This window comes from Flindersiella endophytica (assembly GCF_054779015.1).
The window spans coordinates 171,594-190,162 of record NZ_BAAGYY010000036.1 but is presented as its reverse complement, the minus strand read 5'-3'; the positions used below and the strand labels follow the sequence as shown (position 1 = coordinate 190,162).

The following is an 18,569-nucleotide window of genomic DNA, read 5'->3' as shown; positions in this document are numbered from 1 at the left end:
GTCAGGGTTCCAGCTTCCCGGCCACCTGGTCGATCCGGTTGGTCCACACGACGCCGGAGAAGCCGTCCGGCAGGCGGGCGAGATCGGATGCGGTGTCGAAGCCGGCCGAGAACTCGCCCGAGCCTCCCACGAGCACGACGCGGGTGCCGTGTTGCTCCATCCGTTCCACGAAACGGTTCGGCCAGCCCCACAGCCACCGGCCGTACCCCTCCGGTACGTGCAGTTCGGTGTTCTCACACTCCGACGGCACCCAGCCGGTCCAGCCCACCGCTTCGTACCGCAGCAGGCAGGACTTCATCGTCGCCTTCGACATCACGCGGACGGAGGGCAGCTGTTCCCGCAGCGCCGCGATCGGCTCGTCGCCGCCGTAGACCGCGAGCCGGGCCAGCCGGCGTTCCGGCAGCTGCGACAGAGCGGCAGCCAGCAGCCGGCCCTCGGCCGCGTCGTTGCTCTTCACGTCGATCAGCAGCTGCCGGTCCGGGAACGTTCCCAGCACCTCGTCCAGCGACGGCATCAGCCCGATGCCCTTGCCCCGGAACGGATACGTCTTCCCGCCGTCGGCGGTGTAGCCGTAGCCGATGTCGAGCTTCCGCAGCTCGTCCATCGTGTGGTCACGCGTGACGCCGCGGCCGTTGGTGCGGCAGTCCAGCTCCCAGTCGTGGAAGACGGCGAACCGGTCGTCCTTGGTGAGATGCACGTCGAACTCGACGATGTCGGCGCCGGCGTCGAACGCGGCGCGTATCGAGTCGATCGTGTTCTCCAGGTGGCGCTGCGCGGGCGGATGGATCCGCTCGGCCGTGCACGTGTCGTTGCGGACGCCGGCCAGGTCGAACGTCTGCGCCACCCCGCGATGCGCCAGCAGCTCCGGCGGCCCACTCGACTTGACGAACCGGGACGTGTTGTTGAGCCAGCCGAACAACACGAGCCCACCCACGACACCGAGCGCGATCAACGCGCGACGTTTGGCCCTCGACACGAGCGCGGACTCTACCGGGTGCCTCCGCGCCTACACTGCCCTATGGGTTACGAGATCTCGCTCACGACGGCCGCGCCCACGCCGACGGCCGTCGTCCGGGCGTCGGTCGACCTGACCGAGTTCCACGCGCTGTGGAAGCCGATGCTCGACGACGTCTGGGCGTTCCTGCGCTCCGACGACGGTCCGGCCAAGGCCGGACACAACGTGATGGTCTACTCCGACCGCGCCGACGGCCAGGCCGACGTCGAGGTCGGCGTGCAGGTCGAAGCCGGCTTCGAGCCCGCCGGCCGGGTCGAGCCGTCGACGACGCCCGCAGGCCGCGCCGCACGCACCGTCCATCGCGGCTCCCCCGCGGGCATCGGCCCGGCACACGACGCTGTCGTCGCGTGGTGCGCCGGAAACGGCCACGAACTGTCGCCCGCCCACACCCGCTGGGAGGTCTACGGCGACTGGACGGAAGACCCCGAAGCGTTCGAGACCGAGGTCTACTGGCTGCTGGCCTGAACCGGCCGCCCGCGCTGGACGTGCTCGACTCCGGCCAGCGCCACCAGCACGAGCACGACGAACGCCAGGCCGGCCAGCCCGGCCACGCGTGCCGCCACGGGCACGCCGGCGAGCAGCACCAGGGCGGTCACGACGTAGGGCGCGGCCACGCCGCCGCGCACCCGCGCTCTGCACGCGACCAGCCCGAGCAGGTAGAGAGCAGGTCCGCCCAGGGTGACCAGCGCCCCACGCAGGCCGAGCGGCTCGCCGGGATGCGCGAGCACCAGCTCGTCACCGACGGCGGCCATCACGATGCCGGCGACGACCGGCACGTGCAGGTACGTGTAGACGTCGCGGCCCAGCAGCCCTGCCTCCTCGAGCCCGCTGCCGGCGATCCGCTCGGCCAGGACCCGCGCCGTTCCGCTGAAGTACAGCCACCACAGCGCCGTCGAGGCCAGGAACGCCAGGCAGAGGGCGATCACCACCGGAGTGTCGAGCTCGGTCGCCGACGCCGTGACGCCGGTCAACACGATGCTCTCGCCGAGCGCGATGATCACGAACAGCTGGAACCGTTCGGCGAAGTGGTCTCCGGAGATCTGCCACTGGCTCATCTCCGTGCGGCCGAGGCGAGGCAGCCAGTACCTCGCGAACGGCGCGACCAGGTCGAGCCCGAGCGCCAGCACCCACAGCGGCCAGCGCAGGTCGTCGACCAGACCGCCGACGATCCACAGCGGTGCGGACAGGACGCTCCACGCCAGGATCTGGCGGAAGTTGTGGTTGAACAGCCCGCGCGGCGTGACGGCGACGACGAACGCGTTCCGGACGACCTGCAGGCCGACGTACGCGCTCGCGAACAGCAGCGCCCGTTCGCCGAAGCCCTCGGGAATCGCCACCGCCATCAGCAGGCTGGCCAGCATGACGAAGACCAGGACCAGGCGTACGGGCACGGTGTCGGGGTCGAACCAGTTGGCCATCCAGGTCGTGTAGTTCCACGCCCAGTAGACCGCGATCAGCATGAACGTCGTCTCGATCGCCGACTGCCAGCTCAGCTGGCTCGCGATCAGGTGGTGCGACAGCTGTGTCACGGCGAAGACGTAGACGAGATCGAAGAACAGCTCGAAGAACGTCGCGCGCCGCTCACGGCCCGCCGGACGGATCAACGGGATGTCGGGCACGACGTTCTCTGTGCCCCTGCGCGACGCTGCATCTGACATGGATCAGAGACTAAATCGTTTGCCGCCCTGCCCGCGCTGTGATCTGCTAACTCATCGACTTTGTCAGCGAGCGAAAGGAGGCGGACCGATGTTTCCCCGTGTAGGTGCACTCACCCCGAAAGGTTCGATTTGGCTTTCTCTCGCTCGTTTCCCTGCGGTCACTGCGGCGTAGCCGTCTCGCTCGACGCGCCGGGCACGACTCATCGCAACCACTGCCCCGCCTGCCTGTGGTCCAGACACCTGGATCGCAACGCGCCCGGCGACCGCGGCAGCAAGTGCACCGGCGGCATGGAGCCGATCGCGGTGACCGTTCGCGGCAACGGGCGCTGGGTGCTCGTCCACCGCTGCGTCGACTGCGGCCGGCTCCGGCTCAACAAGACCGCCGGTGACGACAACTCCTGGCTGCTGATGCGGCTCGCCGCGTTGCCGCTCACCATGCCGCCGACGCCGTTCCAGGCCATGGGCGACGAGGCCGCCTCCTGAGCCAGGCAGCGGTCAGCCGTACCAACGCCAGGTGGTCAGCCGCGGCCGGCCGGGCAGCTCCGCCCGTCCGGTCGCCCACAGCAGCGCCTGCCACCGGTCGGCGTCCGCGGGTACGTCGCGGAACAGCCGGGCCAGCACCCGGTCGCACAGCCCGGCCGGCGGGTTCCAGGCGAGCCCGAGCCCTGTTGCCGCATCGTGCGTGTGCACAAGCGTCTCCACCACACCCATCGCCGCGAAGCCCTCCGCGTCGGACAGGCCGTAGACGTGGTGGGCGCGCACGTCCGCCGGTGTGGTCCGCACCATCGCCGTCAGCAACGCGCCGCAGGCGTCCAGCACCTGCAACAGCCCGGTTGGTCCGGCCTCCGGGTCGGCGTTGATCGCGTTCGCGGGTCCGCCTGGGTACTTACGGGCCCAGGCGAACCGCACCTCGCGTTCCTGCGGCGCCGGCCGCGGGCCGAGTTGGGCGGCGTAGGAGAACAGGTCGTCGGCCAGGTGCTCGACCGTCTCCCAGCAGGTCCATTCCAGCGAGCTCGCCTTGGCGTTCCAGTCCGCGCCCTCCGGCAGCGGCTGTGACAACGCCGAGATCGACAACCGGACAACGGTATCGACATCATCCGCACTGACTGGGACTCTGTTCATCGACATGCACACGATCTTCCTGGGTATGGGCGCTTCGTGATCTCGCCGACCTCGACCTACCGCCTGCAGTTCGGGCCGAACCTCGGCTTCGACGCCGCCGCCGACCTGGCCGGCTACCTCGCAGATCTCGGTGCCGGGGCGGTCTACGCATCGCCACTGCTGCAGGCCTCCCCCGGCTCGACCCACGGCTACGACGTGGTCGATCCGACCCGGGCGTCGGAGATGCTCGGCGGCGAGGACGGCCGGCAGCGGCTGGCCCGCAGGCTGCGCGAGCGCGGCCTCGGTCTGGTGGTCGACATCGTGCCCAACCATATGGGTGTGGCCGACGCGGCGGCGAACACTTTCTGGGCCGACGTACTCGCGAACGGACACGAGTCGCGTTACTCCAACTACTTCGACATCGACTGGAGCCGCGGGCCGCTGCTGATCCCCGTACTCGGCGACGACGGACTGGACGGCCTGACGGTCGAGGACGGCGAGCTGCGGTATCACGAGCACCGGTTCCCACTGGCGCCCGGCACCGCGGACGGCACGCCGCAACAGGTGCACGAACGCCAGCACTACCGCCTGGTCTCCTGGCGACTCGGCAACCGCGAGTTGACGTACCGCCGGTTCTTCGACATCACCACGCTGGCCGCCGTCCGGGTCGAGGACCCGGAGGTCTTCGACGCGACACATCGTGAGGTGCTGCGCTGGGTCGGGGCCGGCGACGTAACCGGACTGCGGGTCGACCACCCGGACGGGCTCGCGGATCCGGGCGGCTACCTGCGCCGCCTGCGCGAAGCCGCTCCGGAGGCGTGGCTCGTCGTGGAGAAGATCCTCGGCGTCGGCGAGCAGCTGCCGGCGTCCTGGCCCGTCGACGGCACGACAGGGTACGACGCACTTCGCGAGGTCTGCGGCCTGTTCGTCGATCCGGCGGGTGAACCCGGTGACGTCGGGCTCGACGCGGTCGAACGTGACTGCCGCCGGATGGTCGGCCGGCGGATCCTGGTCGCCGAGGTACGCCGGATCGCCCGCCTCGTGGCGGACCATCCCCCCGAGCGGGTCGAGGACGCCGTGGTCGAGCTGCTCGCGGCGTTTCCCGTCTACCGGAGCTACCTGCCCGAGCACCGCTGGGCGCTCGACCAGGCCGTCGAGTCGGCCGAGGCGGCACGGCCCGAACTCGTGACGGAGCTGCACGCGATCGCGGCGGCCATGCTGGCCGACCCCGCCGGCGAGCTGGCCACCCGCGTCCAGCAGACCTCGGGCATGGTGATGGCCAAGGGAGTCGAGGACACCGCGTTCTACCGCTACAACCGGTTCACCGCTCTGAACGAGGTCGGCGGCGACCCGGGCCGGTTCGGTGCCACGCCCGCCGAGGTGCACCAACGCGCCGCCGCCCGGGCCGCCGGCTGGCCCGTGACGATGACGACGCTGTCCACGCACGACACCAAACGCGGCGAGGACGTTCGCGCCCGGCTGGCCGTGCTGAGCGAGCTCCCCGGCGACTTCTCCGCCGCGGTCGAACGCTGGCACGCGCGGCTGCCGCTGCCCGAACCCAGCCTGGAGCAGCTGGCCTGGCAGACCCTGGTGGGTGCCTGGCCGTTGACCACCGCACGGCTGCGTGACTATCTGCTGAAGGCCGCCAAGGAGGCGAAGCTCGCCACGTCCTGGACGGATCCCGACGCGGAGTTCGACGCAGCCGTCGAGCACTGGTCAGCGGCGGTCCTGGCCGACCCGGTCCTGAGCGCCGGGGTCGCCGCGTTCGCCGAGCGGATCACACCGCCTGGCTGGTCGAACGCACTCGGCCAGAAGCTCGTGCACCTGGCAGGGCCCGGGGTACCCGACGTCTATCAGGGCACCGAGCTGTGGGACGGCTCGCTGGTCGACCCCGACAACCGGCGGCCGGTCGACTTCGAGGCCAGGCGACGGCTGCTCGCCGAGCTCGACGGCGGCAAGCAACCCGGGCTCGACGCGTCCGGCGCCGCCAAGCTGCTCGTGGTCAGCCGCACGCTGCGGTTGCGCCGCGACCGGCCCGAGTGCTTCACCGGCTACCGGCCGCTGGAAGCGCAAGGGCCGCTAGCCGACCATGCGTTCGCGTTCAGCCGCGGCCGGGCGAGCGAGCTGGTCGCCGTGGTGACCCGGTTGCCGGTCGGGCTGGCGGCGCGCGGCGGCTGGGCAGCGGGCTACTCGGACACCGTGCTTCCGCTTCCGGCCGGGCCGCGCAGGTGGACCGACCTGCTCACCGGGTATGCCGTCGAGGAGCAGGCGCCCGCGCTGTCCAGGCTGCTGGCCACGTATCCGGTCGCGCTGCTCCATCGCAGCTGACGACCGGACGGAGAGGGCGCATGGAGTTCTCGGTGTGGGCGCCGGAACGCGAGCAGGTAGAGCTGCGGGCCGGTCGTGCCGACCATCCGATGGAGCGCGGCGAACGCGGCTGGTGGCATGTCGACGTACCTGCCGCCGGGCCGGGAACCGACTACGCCTTCCGCCTCGACAGCGCCCGCCGGCTGCTGCCCGACCCGCGGTCCCGGCGGCAGCCGCGCGGCATCCGGGCCCCTTCGCAGGTCTACGACCACACGACGTTCGACTGGACCGACCAGGCCTGGACCGGCCGGGCGCTGCCGGGCAGTGTGATCTACGAGCTGCACGTCGGCACGTTCACTCCCGCGGGCACCTTCGACGCTGTCGCAGAACGGCTCGACCACCTGGTCGACCTCGGCGTCGACGCGATCGAACTGCTGCCCGTCAACGCGTTCGACGGCCCGCACGGCTGGGGCTACGACGGCGTGCTGTGGTACGCCACCCACGAGGCCTACGGCGGTCCCGACGGGCTGAAGCGGCTGGTCGACGCATGTCACCGGCGCGGCCTCGCCGTGCTGCTCGACGTCGTCTACAACCACCTCGGCCCGGGCGCGCTGCTCGACCGGTTCGGGCCGTACTTCGCGGGCACGGGTGTCTGGGGCCCGTCGCTCAACCTCGACGGGGCCGGGTCGGACGAGGTCCGCCGTTACGTCCTCGACAACGCGCTGTCCTGGCTGCGCGACTTCCACATCGACGGGCTGCGGCTGGACGCCGTACACGCGCTCGTCGACCACCGGGCGACCCACTTGCTGGAGGATCTCGCGGTCGAGGCGGACGCCCTCGCGGCTCACGTCGGCCGGCCGCTCAGCCTGGTCGCGGAGTCCGACCTCAACGACGCGCGGGTGGTGACCGCGCGCGAAGCCGGTGGATACGGCCTGCACGCGCAGTGGGACGACGACCTGCACCACTGCCTGCACGCGACCCTGACCGGCGAACGGCAGGGCTACTACGTCGACTTCGGCGACCTGCCGACGTTCGCCCGCACGTTCGAGCAGGTGTTCCGGCACGACGGCGGCTGGTCGGCGTTCCGCGGCCGCGGGCACGGCCGGCCGGTCGACACGGAGCGGATCCCGGCGCACCGGTTCCTGGCGTACCTGCAGAACCACGACCAGATCGGCAACCGGGCGAGCGGCGACCGGCTGAGCGCCTCGCTGTCGCCCGGGCTGCTGGCGTGTGGCGCGGCGCTCGTGCTGTGCTCGCCGTACACGCCGATGCTGTTCATGGGCGAGGAGTGGGGTGCCGGCACGCCGTGGCAGTTCTTCGCGTCGTTCCCGGACGCGAAGCTGGCCGAGAAGGTACGCACGGGACGGCGGGAGGAGTTCGCGAACCACGGGTGGGACGGCGACGTACCCGACCCGATGGACGTGGCGACGTTCGAGCGCTCCAAGCTCGACTGGACGGAGCCGGTCCGGGAGCCGCATGCCGGGCTGTTCGGGGTGTACCGGCGGCTGATCGCGCTGCGGAGGGAGTACTCCGAGCTGAGCGATCCCCGGCTGCCGGGATTCCGGGTCGAGGTCGAAGAGTCCGCCCGCACGATCGTGCTGCACCGCGGGCGGCTGCGGGTCGCGTGCAACCTCGGCGATCAGCAGGCACGCAAGAAGCTGGGCGCGCCGGTCGCCAAGGTCGTCTACGGCTCGCGCGGGGTACGCAGGAGCGGCTCGACGCTCACGTTGCCGCCCGAGTCGTTCGCGATCGTCGCGCTCGCCTAGGCGGCGTCGTCCTGCGGCTCTTTCGGCTTCTCCTCGGGTTCCGGCGCAAGCCGGACTCCGCGCAGGCTCAGCAGCAGCGTCAGCGCCATGCCGGCGACCAGCGCGATGTCGGCGACGTTGCCGACGAAGAAGCCGGCGTAGTCGATGAAGTCCACCACGTGCCCACGGGCGAACCCCGGCTGCCGGAACAGCCGGTCCAGCAGATGCGTGAACGCGCCACCGAGCAGCAGCCCGAGCGCCACCGTCCACGCCCGCGACCGCACTCGCCGCGCGACGTACGCGATCGCGAGCACGGCGACTCCGGCGAAGATCGCGAACACCCAGGTGAAGCCGGTGCCGATCGAGAACGCGGCGCCCGGGTTGTACAGCAGCCGCAGCCGGATCAGCTCGCCGATCACCTGGACCGGCTCGGCGTCGGTCAGCGCGGAAACCGCCCACCACTTGGTCGCCTGGTCCACGACCACGACGACAGCAGCGAGCAGCAACACCCAGCGGAACAGCGACGGCAGCTTCATCGGTGGAAGGGTATCGCCAGCAGATTCGCGCCGGCCGCACATCGCCGGCGGCTTGCCGTCATCGCCAGCAGACTATGGTCTCTCCGGTCAGGTAGGCCGCCTGCGGGCTCACCAGGAACAGCACGAGCTCGGCCATGTCGTCGGGCTGGGCGATCCGCTGCAGCCGCGACTTCTCGCTCTCGTCCGGTACGTCGCGCGTCGCCAGGAACCGCCCGCTGTAGGTCGGCGCGGGCGCCAGGCAGTTGACGTTCACGTCGTACGGCCGAAGTTCCTCGGCCAGGCACCGCGTGTAGTGCGCGATCGCGGCCTTGGCCGAGGCGTAGATGATGCCGGCCCGAGCCGCGACGTGGCCCGCGATCGAGCCCACGTTGACGATCCTGCCGGTGTTGCGCTCGCGCATGTGCGATCCGGCGTACTTGCACATGTACATCGTCGTGAGCAGGTTGCGCTGCACGACCGACTCGATGTCCTCTGCGCTGATGTCGAGCCCGTTGTTGGGCTCGGGCCGCGGCGTACGCGCGCCCATGTCACCGCCGGCGTTGTTGACCAGCAGGTCCACGTGGCCGAGCTGCTCCACGGCCTGCTGGACGACCGACTCGGCGGCCGCGGGGTCGGTCAGGTCGCCGACGACGAAGCCCGAGCGCCGGCCGAGCGCGCGGATCTCGTCCGCGACCGCATCTCCGGACGGTGCCTCGCCGAACGCCGCGGCCGCGGACTTGTCGACGTCATGGACGATGACGTCCGCGCCGCACTGCGCCAGCCGGATCGCGTAGTGCCGGCCGAGGCCGCGGCTCGACCCCGTCACCAGCGCGGTCTTGCCGGACAGGTCGAACGAGGCTCCGGCTGGTCCCCCCGCGAGTCCGCCTTCGAGTCCCCCAGCTGTCATGGTGTCGCGTCCCTTCGTGCTTCGCGGAGCGCCCGGATGGCGTGGAGGTTCGCCAGGCTCTCGGCCAGCTGCTCCTCCTCGTAGGCGATGATCGACTCGACCGGCTCGTCGCGTTCCCACGGCGTCCGCCAGTCGCCGCCGACCCGGGCGTTGGCGTGCACGAACCCGAGCGTTCCGGCGAGCTGCGCTGCCGAACGCCGGGGATAGTCCGGCCAGAAGTCCGGTGCGAACACGCGGACGTGCCGCGCCTCGAGCGCCCCGACCTCGACCGACAACGTGAGGTCCGGGCAGTGCTTGCCGAGGATCGCGAGCATGGCCTGGAAGTCGATGACTCCGCTGCCGAGCGGGCAGCGCACCAGCCGGTAGCCCACGTCGCTGAGGTAGATCCAGTAGTCCTTCAGGTGGGCGTTTCGGACGAACGGTGCGACGCGGTTGGTGAAGTCGATCGGCTCCTCCGCCGTCGCCAGCGGGTTGGCCATGTCGAACGTGATGCCGAAGTGCTCGGTGCCGAGTTGCTCGCACAGCCACAGCAGGTCCTCCGACGCCAAGTCCTGGTGGTTCTCGACCGCGAGCACGATCCCGGCCCGCTCGGCCGCGGCGACCGCGGGCCGGAAGCCGTCCAGGATCTCGGTGAGGAACTCCTGCCACCGTCCGGCCAGCGGACGCCGGTCTCCGCCGTACTTGGCGCCTCCGACGACTGTGCGCACCAGCTTGGCGCCGAGCCGGCCGGCCAACGCGACCATGTCGGTGAGCTTGGCCGCGTCGTACCCGCCGGTGGCCAGGTTGACGAACATGCCGTGCCGGGCGGCGTAGTCCACGACCTTCGGAACGTCGGCGTCGCTGACCAGCGCGGCCGGCACCTCCACGCCCTCCAAGCCCGCGGCCCGGGCACGTTCCATCAGCTCGACGGGTGTGATCTTGTCGCGAGGTGACCCCCGGTCGAAGCCCATGCTGTAGCTCGAACCGGATGCGGTCAGGCCGAAGCGCATCGGCGACTCCTTCAGGGTGTGACTACTGCGCGGTCCAGCCGCCGTCGATGACGAGCGAGGCGCCCGTCATGAAGCTGGACGCGTCGGAGGCGAGGAACACGGCCGCGCCGCCGAGCTCCTTCGGGTCGCCCCAGCGACCGAGCGGTATGCGGTCGGTGAACCACTGGCTGGCCTCGGGGTCGTTGATCACCGGCAGGTTCATCTCGGTGGCGTGCGGTCCCGGGCACAGTGCGTTGACCGTGATGTTGTACGGCGCCCACTCCAGGGCCAGCACCTTGGTGAGCTCGATGACGCCGGCCTTCGACGAGCAGTAGGCGGTCCGGCCGGGGAGTGCGGTCATGCCGAGCATCGAGGAGAGGTTGATGACACGGCCGGAGCGCTGTTTCTTAAGGTGCGGCCCGACCGCCTGGGCACAGAGATAGGGTCCCTTGAGGTTGGTGTTCTGCACGAGGTCCCAGCTCTCCTCGTCGAACTCCTCGATGGGCTTGCGGATGTTGACGCCCGCGTTGTTGACGAGGATGTCGATCCGGCCGAAGCCTTCGATCACCTGGTCGGTCATCGCGACGACCTGCTCCCGGTCGGTCACGTCGGCCGCGATCCCCTCGGCTCGGCGGCCGGTTCGCTCGGCGATGCCCGCGGCGGCCGCGGCCGCCGTCTCCTGCTGACGTCCGGTCACCACGACGTCGGCGCCTGCATCGGCCAGCGCCTCGGCCATCACGAGCCCAAGCCCTTTGGTGCCACCCGTGACCAGTGCGACCCGGTCATCGAGCCGGAACAGGTCCAAAGCCATCGCATACTCTCCGCAAACTGTGACTGTCCGTTACAGTTTGCGACGATACCCGCGGCGGCTCCAAGTCTCCGGCTCACGTCCGCCGCCGGTCAGCCTTTGGCCGATCTGGCCGTCTCGACTTCGGGCCCCGTCATACCCGTAGTACCGCAGAGCTACGTACGAAGTGAGCACTCCAGCGGCATGCCGGCGACGGCGTCCGCTTCCTAGCTTCTGCGCCATGAAGTCACGCCTGCGCCGCACCTTGCTCACCATGCTCGTCGCCACGTCGGTTGTCGTGCCGATCTCGGGAACGGCCAACGCCTCAGGCGTTCCGGCTCCCGTGCCGGCCGCGGCCGCGGTCGCCCCGATCCACGAGGCGACTCCGGCAACGCTGGCCGGCCGGTACGCCACCACGCGCCAGGAGATCCTGGCCGCCGAGCAGACGGCCGCCGAGCACGGTGACCAGGCCCGAGTCCGCACGCTGCGGACGCTGGCCGGCCCGACCCGCCAGGTCCTGACGTTCGACGGCCGCGACGGTGGGCGCACGGCCGAGGTGGTCGGCGACCTCGCCTCGGCGAGACGGATCGCCGTGCTGGTCCCCGGCGCCGACACGAGCCTCGACACGTACGCGAGGTTCCGGGCGGGAGCGGTCGCGTTGCAACGCCGGCTTGGCAGCGGATCCGCTGTGATCGCCTGGCTCGGCTACCGGACGCCCGGGACGGTCAGCCCCGAGCTGCTCACCGTCGACGCCGCCGACCGAGCCGCACCGGCGCTTCGCCGGTTCGTCGAGACGCTGGCGCACGCCGTGCCGGCCGCCGAGATCTCACTGGTCGGTCACTCGTACGGCACGGTCGTCTGCGCGCGGGCGGCCGCGGGTCTGCCGCTCGCCAACGTCGTCCTGACGGGCAGCCCGGGCACAGGCTACGACCACGCCTCCGAGCTGCGTACGACCGCGACCGTCTGGGCCGGCCGCGGCACCAGCGACTGGATCGCCCGCGTGCCGCACGGCAGCATCCCGTTGGCGGTCACCACCCTCGGCTTCGGGGCCGACCCGATGTCCCCGGCATTCGGCGCGCACACGTTCGCGGCGGGCGACGGCGGCCACAGCGACTACCTTCGGCCCGGCTCGACAGCGCTGCGCACCATCGCCCGGATCCTCGCGGGCGGTGGTGCCGCGTGAGCCTCGTGAACCGGATCGACGCCGCCACCCCTCCGGACCGGGACCGGGCGATCGACGCCCTGCGCGGGCTGGCGATCCTCGGCGTCGTGCTCGGGCACTGGCTGGTCACCGCGATCACGGTCGACAGCGGGACGGTGCACAACGCCAGCCCGCTCGGCTACCTGCCGCGGCTGGCGCCGGTCTCGTGGCTGCTGCAGACGCTCGCCGTGTTCTTCTTCGTCGGCGGCCTGCTGAGCGTACGAAGCTACGCCTCGGCCTGTGCAAGAGGCGCCACGTATCTCGAGTGGTTCACCGCCCGGACCCGCCGGCTGTTCCTCCCGGTCCTTGTCCTGCTGCTGGTGTGGACGGTGCTCGCCACAGCGCTGCTCCTGGGCGGCGCGGGCGTCCCGACCGTACGAGCGCTGGTCAAGCTGGTGTTGTCACCGCTGTGGTTCCTGCTCGTCTTCACGGGGTTGACGGCGGCCACTCCCCTGGTCGGCCGGCTGCACCCGGTCTGGCCGGCGCTCGTGGTCGCGCTCGTCGACGTGGTCCGGTTCGGCCTCGGCGGGCCGGCCGAGCTCGGCTGGGTGAACGTGGCGGCCGGCTGGCTGGTGCCGTTCTGCCTCGGCGCGGCCTGGGCCCGCGGCAAGCTGCGGAGCCGAAAGGCCGGCTGGACGCTTCTACTCGGCGGCGCGGCAGCGACCGCGGCGCTGGTCTGGCTGGCCGGCTACCCCACGACGATGGTCGGTGTGCCTGGCGCGCCGGTCTCGAACCTGAACCCACCGACGCTGGTGGCGGTGACGTTCGGGCTGGCGCAGTGCGGCGGCGCGCTGTTGCTCCTCGGCCCGCTCCGCCGGGCGCTGACCCGGCCACGCGCCTGGGCCGCCGTCGCGCTGCTCAACCTGTCGGCGATGACGGTGTTCCTCTGGCACCAGACCGCGATGCTGGCGGTGACGGCGGCCGGCCTGCTCGCCAGACGACCGCTGCCGGGCCTGCACACGCCGCCCGACAGCGTGCCGTGGGTGCTCGCCCGGCTGGCCTGGCTGCCGGTGTTCGGCGTCGCCCTGCTGATGTGCCGGGCCGCGTTCCATCGCTGGGAACGCGGCAGCGAGGTCAGCCCAACCCGAGCCGCGCGCGGACCTCGGGCCGGCGCAGTGGTGGCACAGACTTCGGAGGCACTCGCCGGTCCGGCATCTCCTCCAGCAGCGCCGCGGTGATCTTGGCGATCTCGGCGGTGGCGCGCTCGATCGGCTCGCGGGTGGAGGCGCTGATCGCACCCACACCGGTGACCTTGCGGACGTACTGGAGCGCTGCCGCCTGGATCTCTTCCGGCGTGGCCGCCGGCTCGAGGCCGCGGAGAGTAGTGATGTTCCGGCACATGTTCAAAGACTGTACTTGTGGTCCCAAGCCTGCACCGGCGCGTGCGTGTCCTCGGCCGTCCGGTCCACCCGCGTGGTGGCGATCCAGACGACGTCCGACTCGTCGGTCCAGTTGTAGAGCTTGCGCGGACCGCCCTTCAGCACCGCGATGTTGACGATGCGTTCGGCGCTGCGGGCGAGCCCGCTGTCGTGGGCGATCCGGACCACTGCGTCGTCGGGGTAACACTCGAGGAGCTCGATCAGCTCGCCGACGGTCAGGTCGTTCAAGGGGTTGTTCATCGCGTCGGCCATCGTAATCCAGGCGCGATTTGCCCCGGACGCCGCTTTGCTTCCATCCGATGCTCTGCTTTCCTAAGAGGGGGCGCGAGGAGACCATCACCTCATCGGGAGTCGCATGTACGACTACGATCTGCTCGTCATCGGGTCCGGGCCGGGCGGCCAGAAGGCCGCCATCGCCGGTGCCAAGCTCGGCCGGCGCACCGCCGTGGTCGAGAAACGCCACATGGTCGGCGGGGTCTGCATCAACACCGGAACCATCCCGTCCAAGACCCTCCGGGAGGCGATCCTCTACCTCACCGGGCTCAACCAGCGCGAGCTCTACGGTCACTCGTACCGCCTCAAGGAAGACATCACGGTCTCGGACCTGTCCGCGCGCACCCAGCACGTGATCAGCCGCGAGATCGACGTGATCCGCAGCCAGCTCGGCCGCAACCACGTCGAGATGCTGCTCGGCCAGGGTCGCTTCCTCGATCCGCACACGGTCGGTGTGATCTCCGCGGAAGGCAGCGAGCGCAAGGTGACCGCGGAGCGGATCGTGATCGCGGTCGGCACCCGGCCGGCCCGGCCCGACTCGGTCGCGTTCGACGGCAAGAGCATCGTCGACTCCGACCAGATCCTCGACATGGAAGCGATTCCGGACTCGATGGTCGTCGTCGGTGCCGGTGTGATCGGCATCGAGTACGCCTCGATGTTCGCCGCGCTGGGCGCCAAGGTCACCGTCGTCGAGCGCCGCGAGCGGATGCTGGACTTCTGCGACCTGGAGATCGTGGAGGCGCTGAAGTACCAGCTGCGCGACCTCGCCGTGACGTTCCGGTTCCGCGAGACGGTCGCTCGGGTCGAGCGGCAGAACGGCGCCACGCTGACCGTGCTCGAGAGCGGCAAACGGATCCCTGCCGACACGGTGATGTACTCCGCCGGGCGGCAGGGCGTCACCGACTCGCTCGAGCTCACCAACGCCGGGCTGGAAGCCGACTCCCGCGGCCGGATCACGGTCGACGAGTTCTACCGCACGCCGGTGCCGCACATCTACGCCGTCGGCGACGTGATCGGCTTCCCCGCGCTCGCGGCGACGTCGATGGAACAGGGCCGGCGGGCGGCCTACCACGCGTGCGACGAGCCGGTCGTCGGTGAGCTCGGCGCGCTGCAGCCGATCGGCATCTACACCATCCCGGAGATCAGCTACGTCGGGCGCACCGAGGAGGAGCTGACCGAGGGCAACGTGCCGTTCGAGGTCGGTATCTCCCGCTACCGCGAGCTGGCGCGCGGCGCGATCCTCGGCGACTCCTACGGCATGCTCAAGCTGCTGGTGCACGCGGAGGACCGCACGCTGCTCGGCGTGCACGTGTTCGGCACCGGCGCCACCGAGCTCGTCCACATCGGCCAGACCGTGATGGGCTGCGGCGGCACGATCGACTACCTCGTCGACACCGTCTTCAACTATCCGACGCTGGCCGAGTCGTACAAGGTCGCCTCGCTCGACGCGATGAACAAGATGCGGGCGGTCCAGCGTTTCCTCACGTGACCGAAACCCGCAGGTCGTTGTGCCAGGATGACGGTGTGGCGCCAGTACGAGTCATGCTGGTCGACGATCACGAAGTCGTGCGGCAGGGCCTTCGTGCGCTGCTCGACGCACAGCCCGGCATCGAGGTGGTCGCCGAAGCCGAGTCGGAGGAGACCGCGGTCGCGGCGGCCGGCGAGTTCCGTCCCGAGATCGTCGTGATGGACGTCGACCTCGGCACCAGCAGCGGCATCGAGGCGACCCGGGAGATCCGCGCCCAGCATCCGGAGATCAAGGTGCTGATGCTCACCGCGTCCGACGACCAGGAGGCCCGCTTCTCCTCGATCCTCGCGGGCGCGTCGGGCTACGTCCTCAAACGGGTGAGGGGCGACGCGCTGGTCACGGCCATCGGCGTCCTGCGCAACGGCGGCAGCCTGATCGACCCGGAGCTCGCGAGCGCGCTGTCGGCCTGGGCGACCGCCGGCCGCCCGCCGGCCCACGGCGAGCCGGGCGCGCAAGGAGCACGGGCCGCCGACCTGACCCCGCAGCAGGACCGGATCCTCGCGCTGATGGCCGAAGGCCTCACCAACAAACAGATCGGCTCGCAGCTCAACCTGCGCGAGAAGACCGTACGCAACTACGTGTCGAGCATCCTCGGAAAGCTCGGCCTGTCCGGGCGGGCGCAGGCCGCCGCGTATTTCGTTCGCCGGAGCTCCGGCCAGCTCTAGCAGTCCTCACGTGAGCCGCCCCTGGCCTGCTCACGGCTGCAGCCGGGCCTGGAGCATGGTTCCGTTCGGTCCGCTGACGATGTTCAGCCGGCCGCCGACGTGTTCGGCTCGCTCGGCGAGGTTACGCAGCCCCTGCCCGCGCTGGTTCGGCTGGGCCGGGTCGAAGCCGTGGCCGTCGTCGTCGATCTCCAGCAACGTCACGCCGCCGGCGGCCGGTTTGAGGCTTACCCGGCAGGTGCTGGCGCCGGCATGACGGCGCACGTTGGACAACGCTTCACGGACCATCAGCAGGACGTCCTCGGCGTACGGCGTCAGCTGAGCGGCCGCCGCCGCGTCGATGTCGATGGCGACGACGATGCCGCTCTCCGCCTCGAACTCCGCGGTCACCATCGCGAGCGCGTCGTGCAACTGGCGGTCGGCGAGCAGGCCGGGCCGCAGCTCCATGACGTAGCCGCGAAGGTCCTTGATCACCGAGTCGATCCGGTCGATGCTCGTGGCCAGGCAGCTGCGGGCCGCCTCGCTCTGCCCGGGCTCCACGTCGGCGTTGCGCAGCAGTGTGCCGACGCCGAACAGCACCTGGATCACGCCGTCGTGCAACGCCCTCGCGATCCGCTCGCGGTCCTGGGCGACCGCCAGCCGGCGCTCCGACTCCCGCAGCTGCTCGTCGGCCTGCCTGCGGTCGCTGACATCGAAGATCACGCCCTCCAGCCAGGCCTGCCCAGTGCCGTCCAGAACCTGCTGGCCGCGTTCCAGCACCCAGGCGATCGTCCCGTCCTTGCGTACGATGCGGTACTCCAGCACGAACTGCCGGCTCTCCGCCGTCGCCGCCCGGACGCCACGCTCGACCTGCCCGCGGTCGTCGGGGTGGATGATGCTGGTGAACGTACGAACCCTGCTGTCGACGAACTCCTCGGCGGGATAGCCGGAGATGCGCTGGATCTCGTCGCTGATCAGGTTCATAGTCCACGCCGCGTCGTTGGCGCAACGGTAGATCGCGCCCGGCACGTTGGCGATCAGTGCCCGCAGCCGGGCCTCGCTCTGCAACAGCCGCGCGTTGCGTACGCCGGCGGTCAGGCGGGCTTCGAGCCCCGGCAAGCCGAGCGCGCGGGTCACGAAGTCGTCGGCACCGGCCCGGAACGCGCTACCGATCTGCTCGCCAAGAGGGCTCTCCAGCACCATCAGGACGTAGATGCCGGAATGCCGGGGATGTGACCGGATCGCGCGACAGGCGTCCGGGCCGCCCGCTTCTCCGGTATGTCCGACAATCGCCAGGCCGAACGACATTTCGTCCAGCGCGCCAGCAAAGGACCGTTTGTCGGTGACGCGGAAGACGTCGAAGCCGAACTCGGCCAGCACATCGCGATCCGGGTGGATCGGAAACAGGTCGCCGACCAGCAACAACGGCATCGCCGGGTCAGCTATCCGGGTTGTCATGGGACATCCGACACGTGAAGACTCACCGCGAAACAGGGACACTCAACCTTATCCGTGGGATAGAGCCCCCCGCATGCTGAAACGAAATCGGAATTGCAGGGGGACGACCATGGACCTGATGGCACTGCTGAGGTTGTTCGGCGCGGAGGCACCTGTCGTACTCGCGTTGCTGGGACTGTTCGGCGCCGGCGTGGTGGTCGTCGCACTCCGGCAGGGACGGCCGATCACGCTGTGGCCGCCGAGCCTCGGCGCGCCGGCCGCCATCAGGCCGGTGAAGCCGATCTGGTCGTCCGACGGGCGGAACCGCCCGCACGACAACGCGCCCGTCGACCGGGAGTACCGCGTCACCCAGGCCCGCGACTTCTACCAGAAGATCGCCCGCAACTACGACCTGCGAAGCTCCGGAAACCTGGGGCTGACCCAGCTCGCCGCGCTCGCGCAGATCCAGGCGGTCCGCTCGCAGCGGTCCCGCCTTCGCGTGCTCGACCTCGGCGGTGGCACCGGCAAGATGATCGCCGTCCACTTCTTCAACGACGACGCGATCTCCTGGACCTACGTCGACATCAGCCCCGCGATGGCCAGCGAGCTGCGGCAGAACCTCGAGGGCTGCCCGCTCGGCGACAATCTCGAGATCATCGTCGACGACCTCAACAACGCGATCCTCGAGCTGCCCGCCGGCGGCTTCGACGTGATCATCCTGTCGGTGGTGCTCTCGTCGATGCCCGCGCTGCCGGACTTCGACGCCATCGCCCGGCTGCTCGCGCCGAAGGGGACGCTGATCATCGCGGACATCAACCCCGGCTACACCCGCGACAAGCCGCTCTACAAGGTGACCATCGACCGCAACCTGGTCGTGGCGCTGCGGACCAATCCCGTCGATCCGTACGAGGTCATCCGGCGGGCCACGACCGCCGGCCTGCGGATGGCCGACCAGAAGACGATCGGCGAGGGCGACTTCTACTACTCGTTCGTGTCGGTGTTCACGGCGCTCTCCCCAGCCGCGAAGCGGGCGGTCGGCGGTCGGAGGCGTGGTGGCCAGAAGCAGCTCGATCCGGGTCCCGGCCGAAGTCCGGAGTGACCCCGGCC

General features: G+C 70.5%; 19 protein-coding genes. 9 read left to right on the top strand and 10 right to left on the bottom strand.

The window, feature by feature from the left end:
- Window position 1: 1 nt before the first annotated feature.
- On the bottom strand, window positions 2-976 hold the full coding sequence (locus ACYVF6_RS39360) for a glycerophosphodiester phosphodiesterase family protein (protein WP_460529590.1): 975 nt from the start codon (window positions 974-976) through the stop codon (window positions 2-4).
- Window positions 977-1,018: 42 nt separating this feature from the next.
- On the opposite strand from ACYVF6_RS39360, the gene ACYVF6_RS39355 reads away from it, so the two are divergent.
- The gene (locus tag ACYVF6_RS39355; protein WP_460529587.1) at window positions 1,019-1,480 is read left to right on the top strand and encodes a GyrI-like domain-containing protein; all 462 of its coding nucleotides are present in this window, start codon (window positions 1,019-1,021) and stop codon (window positions 1,478-1,480) included.
- Here the strand turns inward: ACYVF6_RS39355 and ACYVF6_RS39350 are convergent.
- A complete protein-coding gene (locus ACYVF6_RS39350; RefSeq protein ID WP_460529584.1) occupies window positions 1,462-2,673 on the bottom strand; it encodes a low temperature requirement protein A in 1,212 nt (403 codons plus the stop codon). The genes ACYVF6_RS39355 and ACYVF6_RS39350 overlap by 19 nt on opposite strands.
- A gap of 129 nt (window positions 2,674-2,802) precedes the next feature.
- Here ACYVF6_RS39350 and ACYVF6_RS39345 point away from each other — a divergent pair, with 129 nt between their 5' ends.
- Window positions 2,803-3,156 carry an RNHCP domain-containing protein gene (locus ACYVF6_RS39345; RefSeq protein WP_460529581.1) on the top strand — a complete coding sequence of 118 codons (354 nt, stop codon included), beginning with the start codon at window positions 2,803-2,805 and terminating at the stop codon, window positions 3,154-3,156.
- A gap of 12 nt (window positions 3,157-3,168) precedes the next feature.
- Here the strand turns inward: ACYVF6_RS39345 and ACYVF6_RS39340 are convergent, their stop codons facing one another.
- Window positions 3,169-3,747: a maleylpyruvate isomerase N-terminal domain-containing protein gene (locus ACYVF6_RS39340; RefSeq protein ID WP_460529578.1), complete on the bottom strand. Its 579-nt coding sequence runs from the start codon at window positions 3,745-3,747 to the stop codon at window positions 3,169-3,171.
- Between the two features lie 84 nt (window positions 3,748-3,831).
- On the opposite strand from ACYVF6_RS39340, the gene treY reads away from it, so the two are divergent.
- Window positions 3,832-6,102, top strand: a complete 2,271-nt coding sequence (treY, locus tag ACYVF6_RS39335) for a malto-oligosyltrehalose synthase (RefSeq protein WP_460529575.1) — start codon at window positions 3,832-3,834, stop codon at window positions 6,100-6,102.
- Between the two features lie 20 nt (window positions 6,103-6,122).
- A complete protein-coding gene (gene treZ, locus ACYVF6_RS39330) occupies window positions 6,123-7,847 on the top strand; it encodes a malto-oligosyltrehalose trehalohydrolase (protein ID WP_460529572.1) in 1,725 nt (574 codons plus the stop codon).
- On the opposite strand, the gene lspA is transcribed toward treZ, so the two are convergent.
- From lspA to ACYVF6_RS39310, 4 genes are read right to left on the bottom strand one after another with little or no spacing between them, the layout of a single operon-like run.
- Window positions 7,844-8,362, bottom strand: coding sequence for a signal peptidase II (lspA, locus tag ACYVF6_RS39325; RefSeq protein ID WP_460529569.1), 519 nt, complete (start codon window positions 8,360-8,362; stop codon window positions 7,844-7,846). The two genes, treZ and lspA, sit on opposite strands and share 4 nt — an antisense overlap.
- Before the next feature lie 58 nt (window positions 8,363-8,420).
- The gene (locus tag ACYVF6_RS39320) at window positions 8,421-9,248 is read right to left on the bottom strand and encodes an SDR family NAD(P)-dependent oxidoreductase (protein ID WP_460529566.1); all 828 of its coding nucleotides are present in this window, start codon (window positions 9,246-9,248) and stop codon (window positions 8,421-8,423) included.
- Window positions 9,245-10,237: a sugar phosphate isomerase/epimerase family protein gene (locus tag ACYVF6_RS39315; RefSeq protein WP_460529563.1), complete on the bottom strand. Its 993-nt coding sequence runs from the start codon at window positions 10,235-10,237 to the stop codon at window positions 9,245-9,247. The genes ACYVF6_RS39320 and ACYVF6_RS39315 overlap by 4 nt, the downstream gene beginning before the upstream one ends.
- 22 nt (window positions 10,238-10,259) lie before the next feature.
- Complete coding sequence (locus ACYVF6_RS39310) at window positions 10,260-11,027, bottom strand: SDR family NAD(P)-dependent oxidoreductase (protein ID WP_460529560.1); 768 nt, start codon at window positions 11,025-11,027, stop codon at window positions 10,260-10,262.
- Window positions 11,028-11,244: 217 nt separating this feature from the next.
- On the opposite strand from ACYVF6_RS39310, the gene ACYVF6_RS39305 reads away from it, so the two are divergent.
- Both ACYVF6_RS39305 and ACYVF6_RS39300 read left to right on the top strand, forming a co-directional pair.
- Window positions 11,245-12,186 (top strand): alpha/beta hydrolase, encoded by a 942-nt coding sequence (locus tag ACYVF6_RS39305; protein WP_460529557.1) that lies wholly within the window; start codon window positions 11,245-11,247, stop codon window positions 12,184-12,186.
- Entirely contained in the window at window positions 12,183-13,382 is a 1,200-nt protein-coding gene (locus tag ACYVF6_RS39300; RefSeq protein ID WP_460529554.1) for an acyltransferase family protein, read from the top strand. The genes ACYVF6_RS39305 and ACYVF6_RS39300 overlap by 4 nt, the downstream gene beginning before the upstream one ends.
- Here ACYVF6_RS39300 and ACYVF6_RS39295 read toward each other — a convergent pair.
- Together ACYVF6_RS39295 and ACYVF6_RS39290 are read right to left on the bottom strand one after the other, a co-directional pair.
- A complete protein-coding gene (locus tag ACYVF6_RS39295; RefSeq protein ID WP_460529551.1) occupies window positions 13,279-13,545 on the bottom strand; it encodes a DUF2277 domain-containing protein in 267 nt (88 codons plus the stop codon). The two genes, ACYVF6_RS39300 and ACYVF6_RS39295, sit on opposite strands and share 104 nt — an antisense overlap.
- Window positions 13,546-13,547: 2 nt before the next feature.
- Entirely contained in the window at window positions 13,548-13,823 is a 276-nt protein-coding gene (locus ACYVF6_RS39290) for a hypothetical protein (protein WP_460529548.1), read from the bottom strand.
- Window positions 13,824-13,938: 115 nt separating this feature from the next.
- On the opposite strand from ACYVF6_RS39290, the gene sthA reads away from it, so the two are divergent.
- Together sthA and ACYVF6_RS39280 are read left to right on the top strand one after the other, a co-directional pair.
- Window positions 13,939-15,345: a Si-specific NAD(P)(+) transhydrogenase gene (sthA, locus tag ACYVF6_RS39285; protein WP_460529545.1), complete on the top strand. Its 1,407-nt coding sequence runs from the start codon at window positions 13,939-13,941 to the stop codon at window positions 15,343-15,345.
- Between the two features lie 35 nt (window positions 15,346-15,380).
- The gene (locus ACYVF6_RS39280; RefSeq protein ID WP_460529541.1) at window positions 15,381-16,049 is read left to right on the top strand and encodes a response regulator; all 669 of its coding nucleotides are present in this window, start codon (window positions 15,381-15,383) and stop codon (window positions 16,047-16,049) included.
- Between the two features lie 30 nt (window positions 16,050-16,079).
- Here the strand turns inward: ACYVF6_RS39280 and ACYVF6_RS39275 are convergent, their stop codons facing one another.
- The gene (locus ACYVF6_RS39275; protein ID WP_460529538.1) at window positions 16,080-17,483 is read right to left on the bottom strand and encodes a PAS domain-containing protein; all 1,404 of its coding nucleotides are present in this window, start codon (window positions 17,481-17,483) and stop codon (window positions 16,080-16,082) included.
- Window positions 17,484-17,601: 118 nt separating this feature from the next.
- Here ACYVF6_RS39275 and ACYVF6_RS39270 point away from each other — a divergent pair, with 118 nt between their 5' ends.
- Window positions 17,602-18,561, top strand: coding sequence for a class I SAM-dependent methyltransferase (locus ACYVF6_RS39270; protein ID WP_460529535.1), 960 nt, complete (start codon window positions 17,602-17,604; stop codon window positions 18,559-18,561).
- Window positions 18,562-18,569: the final 8 nt, after the last annotated feature.

Coding starts and splice junctions, on each gene's coding strand:
- ACYVF6_RS39355 (WP_460529587.1), top strand. CDS start 1,019: ATGGGTTACGAGATCTCGCTCACGACGGCCGCGCCCACGCCGACGGCC.
- ACYVF6_RS39350 (WP_460529584.1), bottom strand. CDS start 2,673: ATGTCAGATGCAGCGTCGCGCAGGGGCACAGAGAACGTCGTGCCCGAC.
- treZ (WP_460529572.1), top strand. CDS start 6,123: ATGGAGTTCTCGGTGTGGGCGCCGGAACGCGAGCAGGTAGAGCTGCGG.
- lspA (WP_460529569.1), bottom strand. CDS start 8,362: ATGAAGCTGCCGTCGCTGTTCCGCTGGGTGTTGCTGCTCGCTGCTGTC.
- ACYVF6_RS39320 (WP_460529566.1), bottom strand. CDS start 9,248: ATGACAGCTGGGGGACTCGAAGGCGGACTCGCGGGGGGACCAGCCGGA.
- ACYVF6_RS39315 (WP_460529563.1), bottom strand. CDS start 10,237: ATGCGCTTCGGCCTGACCGCATCCGGTTCGAGCTACAGCATGGGCTTC.
- ACYVF6_RS39310 (WP_460529560.1), bottom strand. CDS start 11,027: ATGGCTTTGGACCTGTTCCGGCTCGATGACCGGGTCGCACTGGTCACG.
- ACYVF6_RS39305 (WP_460529557.1), top strand. CDS start 11,245: ATGAAGTCACGCCTGCGCCGCACCTTGCTCACCATGCTCGTCGCCACG.
- ACYVF6_RS39295 (WP_460529551.1), bottom strand. CDS start 13,545: ATGTGCCGGAACATCACTACTCTCCGCGGCCTCGAGCCGGCGGCCACG.
- ACYVF6_RS39290 (WP_460529548.1), bottom strand. CDS start 13,823: ATGAACAACCCCTTGAACGACCTGACCGTCGGCGAGCTGATCGAGCTC.
- sthA (WP_460529545.1), top strand. CDS start 13,939: ATGTACGACTACGATCTGCTCGTCATCGGGTCCGGGCCGGGCGGCCAG.
- ACYVF6_RS39275 (WP_460529538.1), bottom strand. CDS start 17,483: ATGACAACCCGGATAGCTGACCCGGCGATGCCGTTGTTGCTGGTCGGC.
- ACYVF6_RS39270 (WP_460529535.1), top strand. CDS start 17,602: ATGGCACTGCTGAGGTTGTTCGGCGCGGAGGCACCTGTCGTACTCGCG.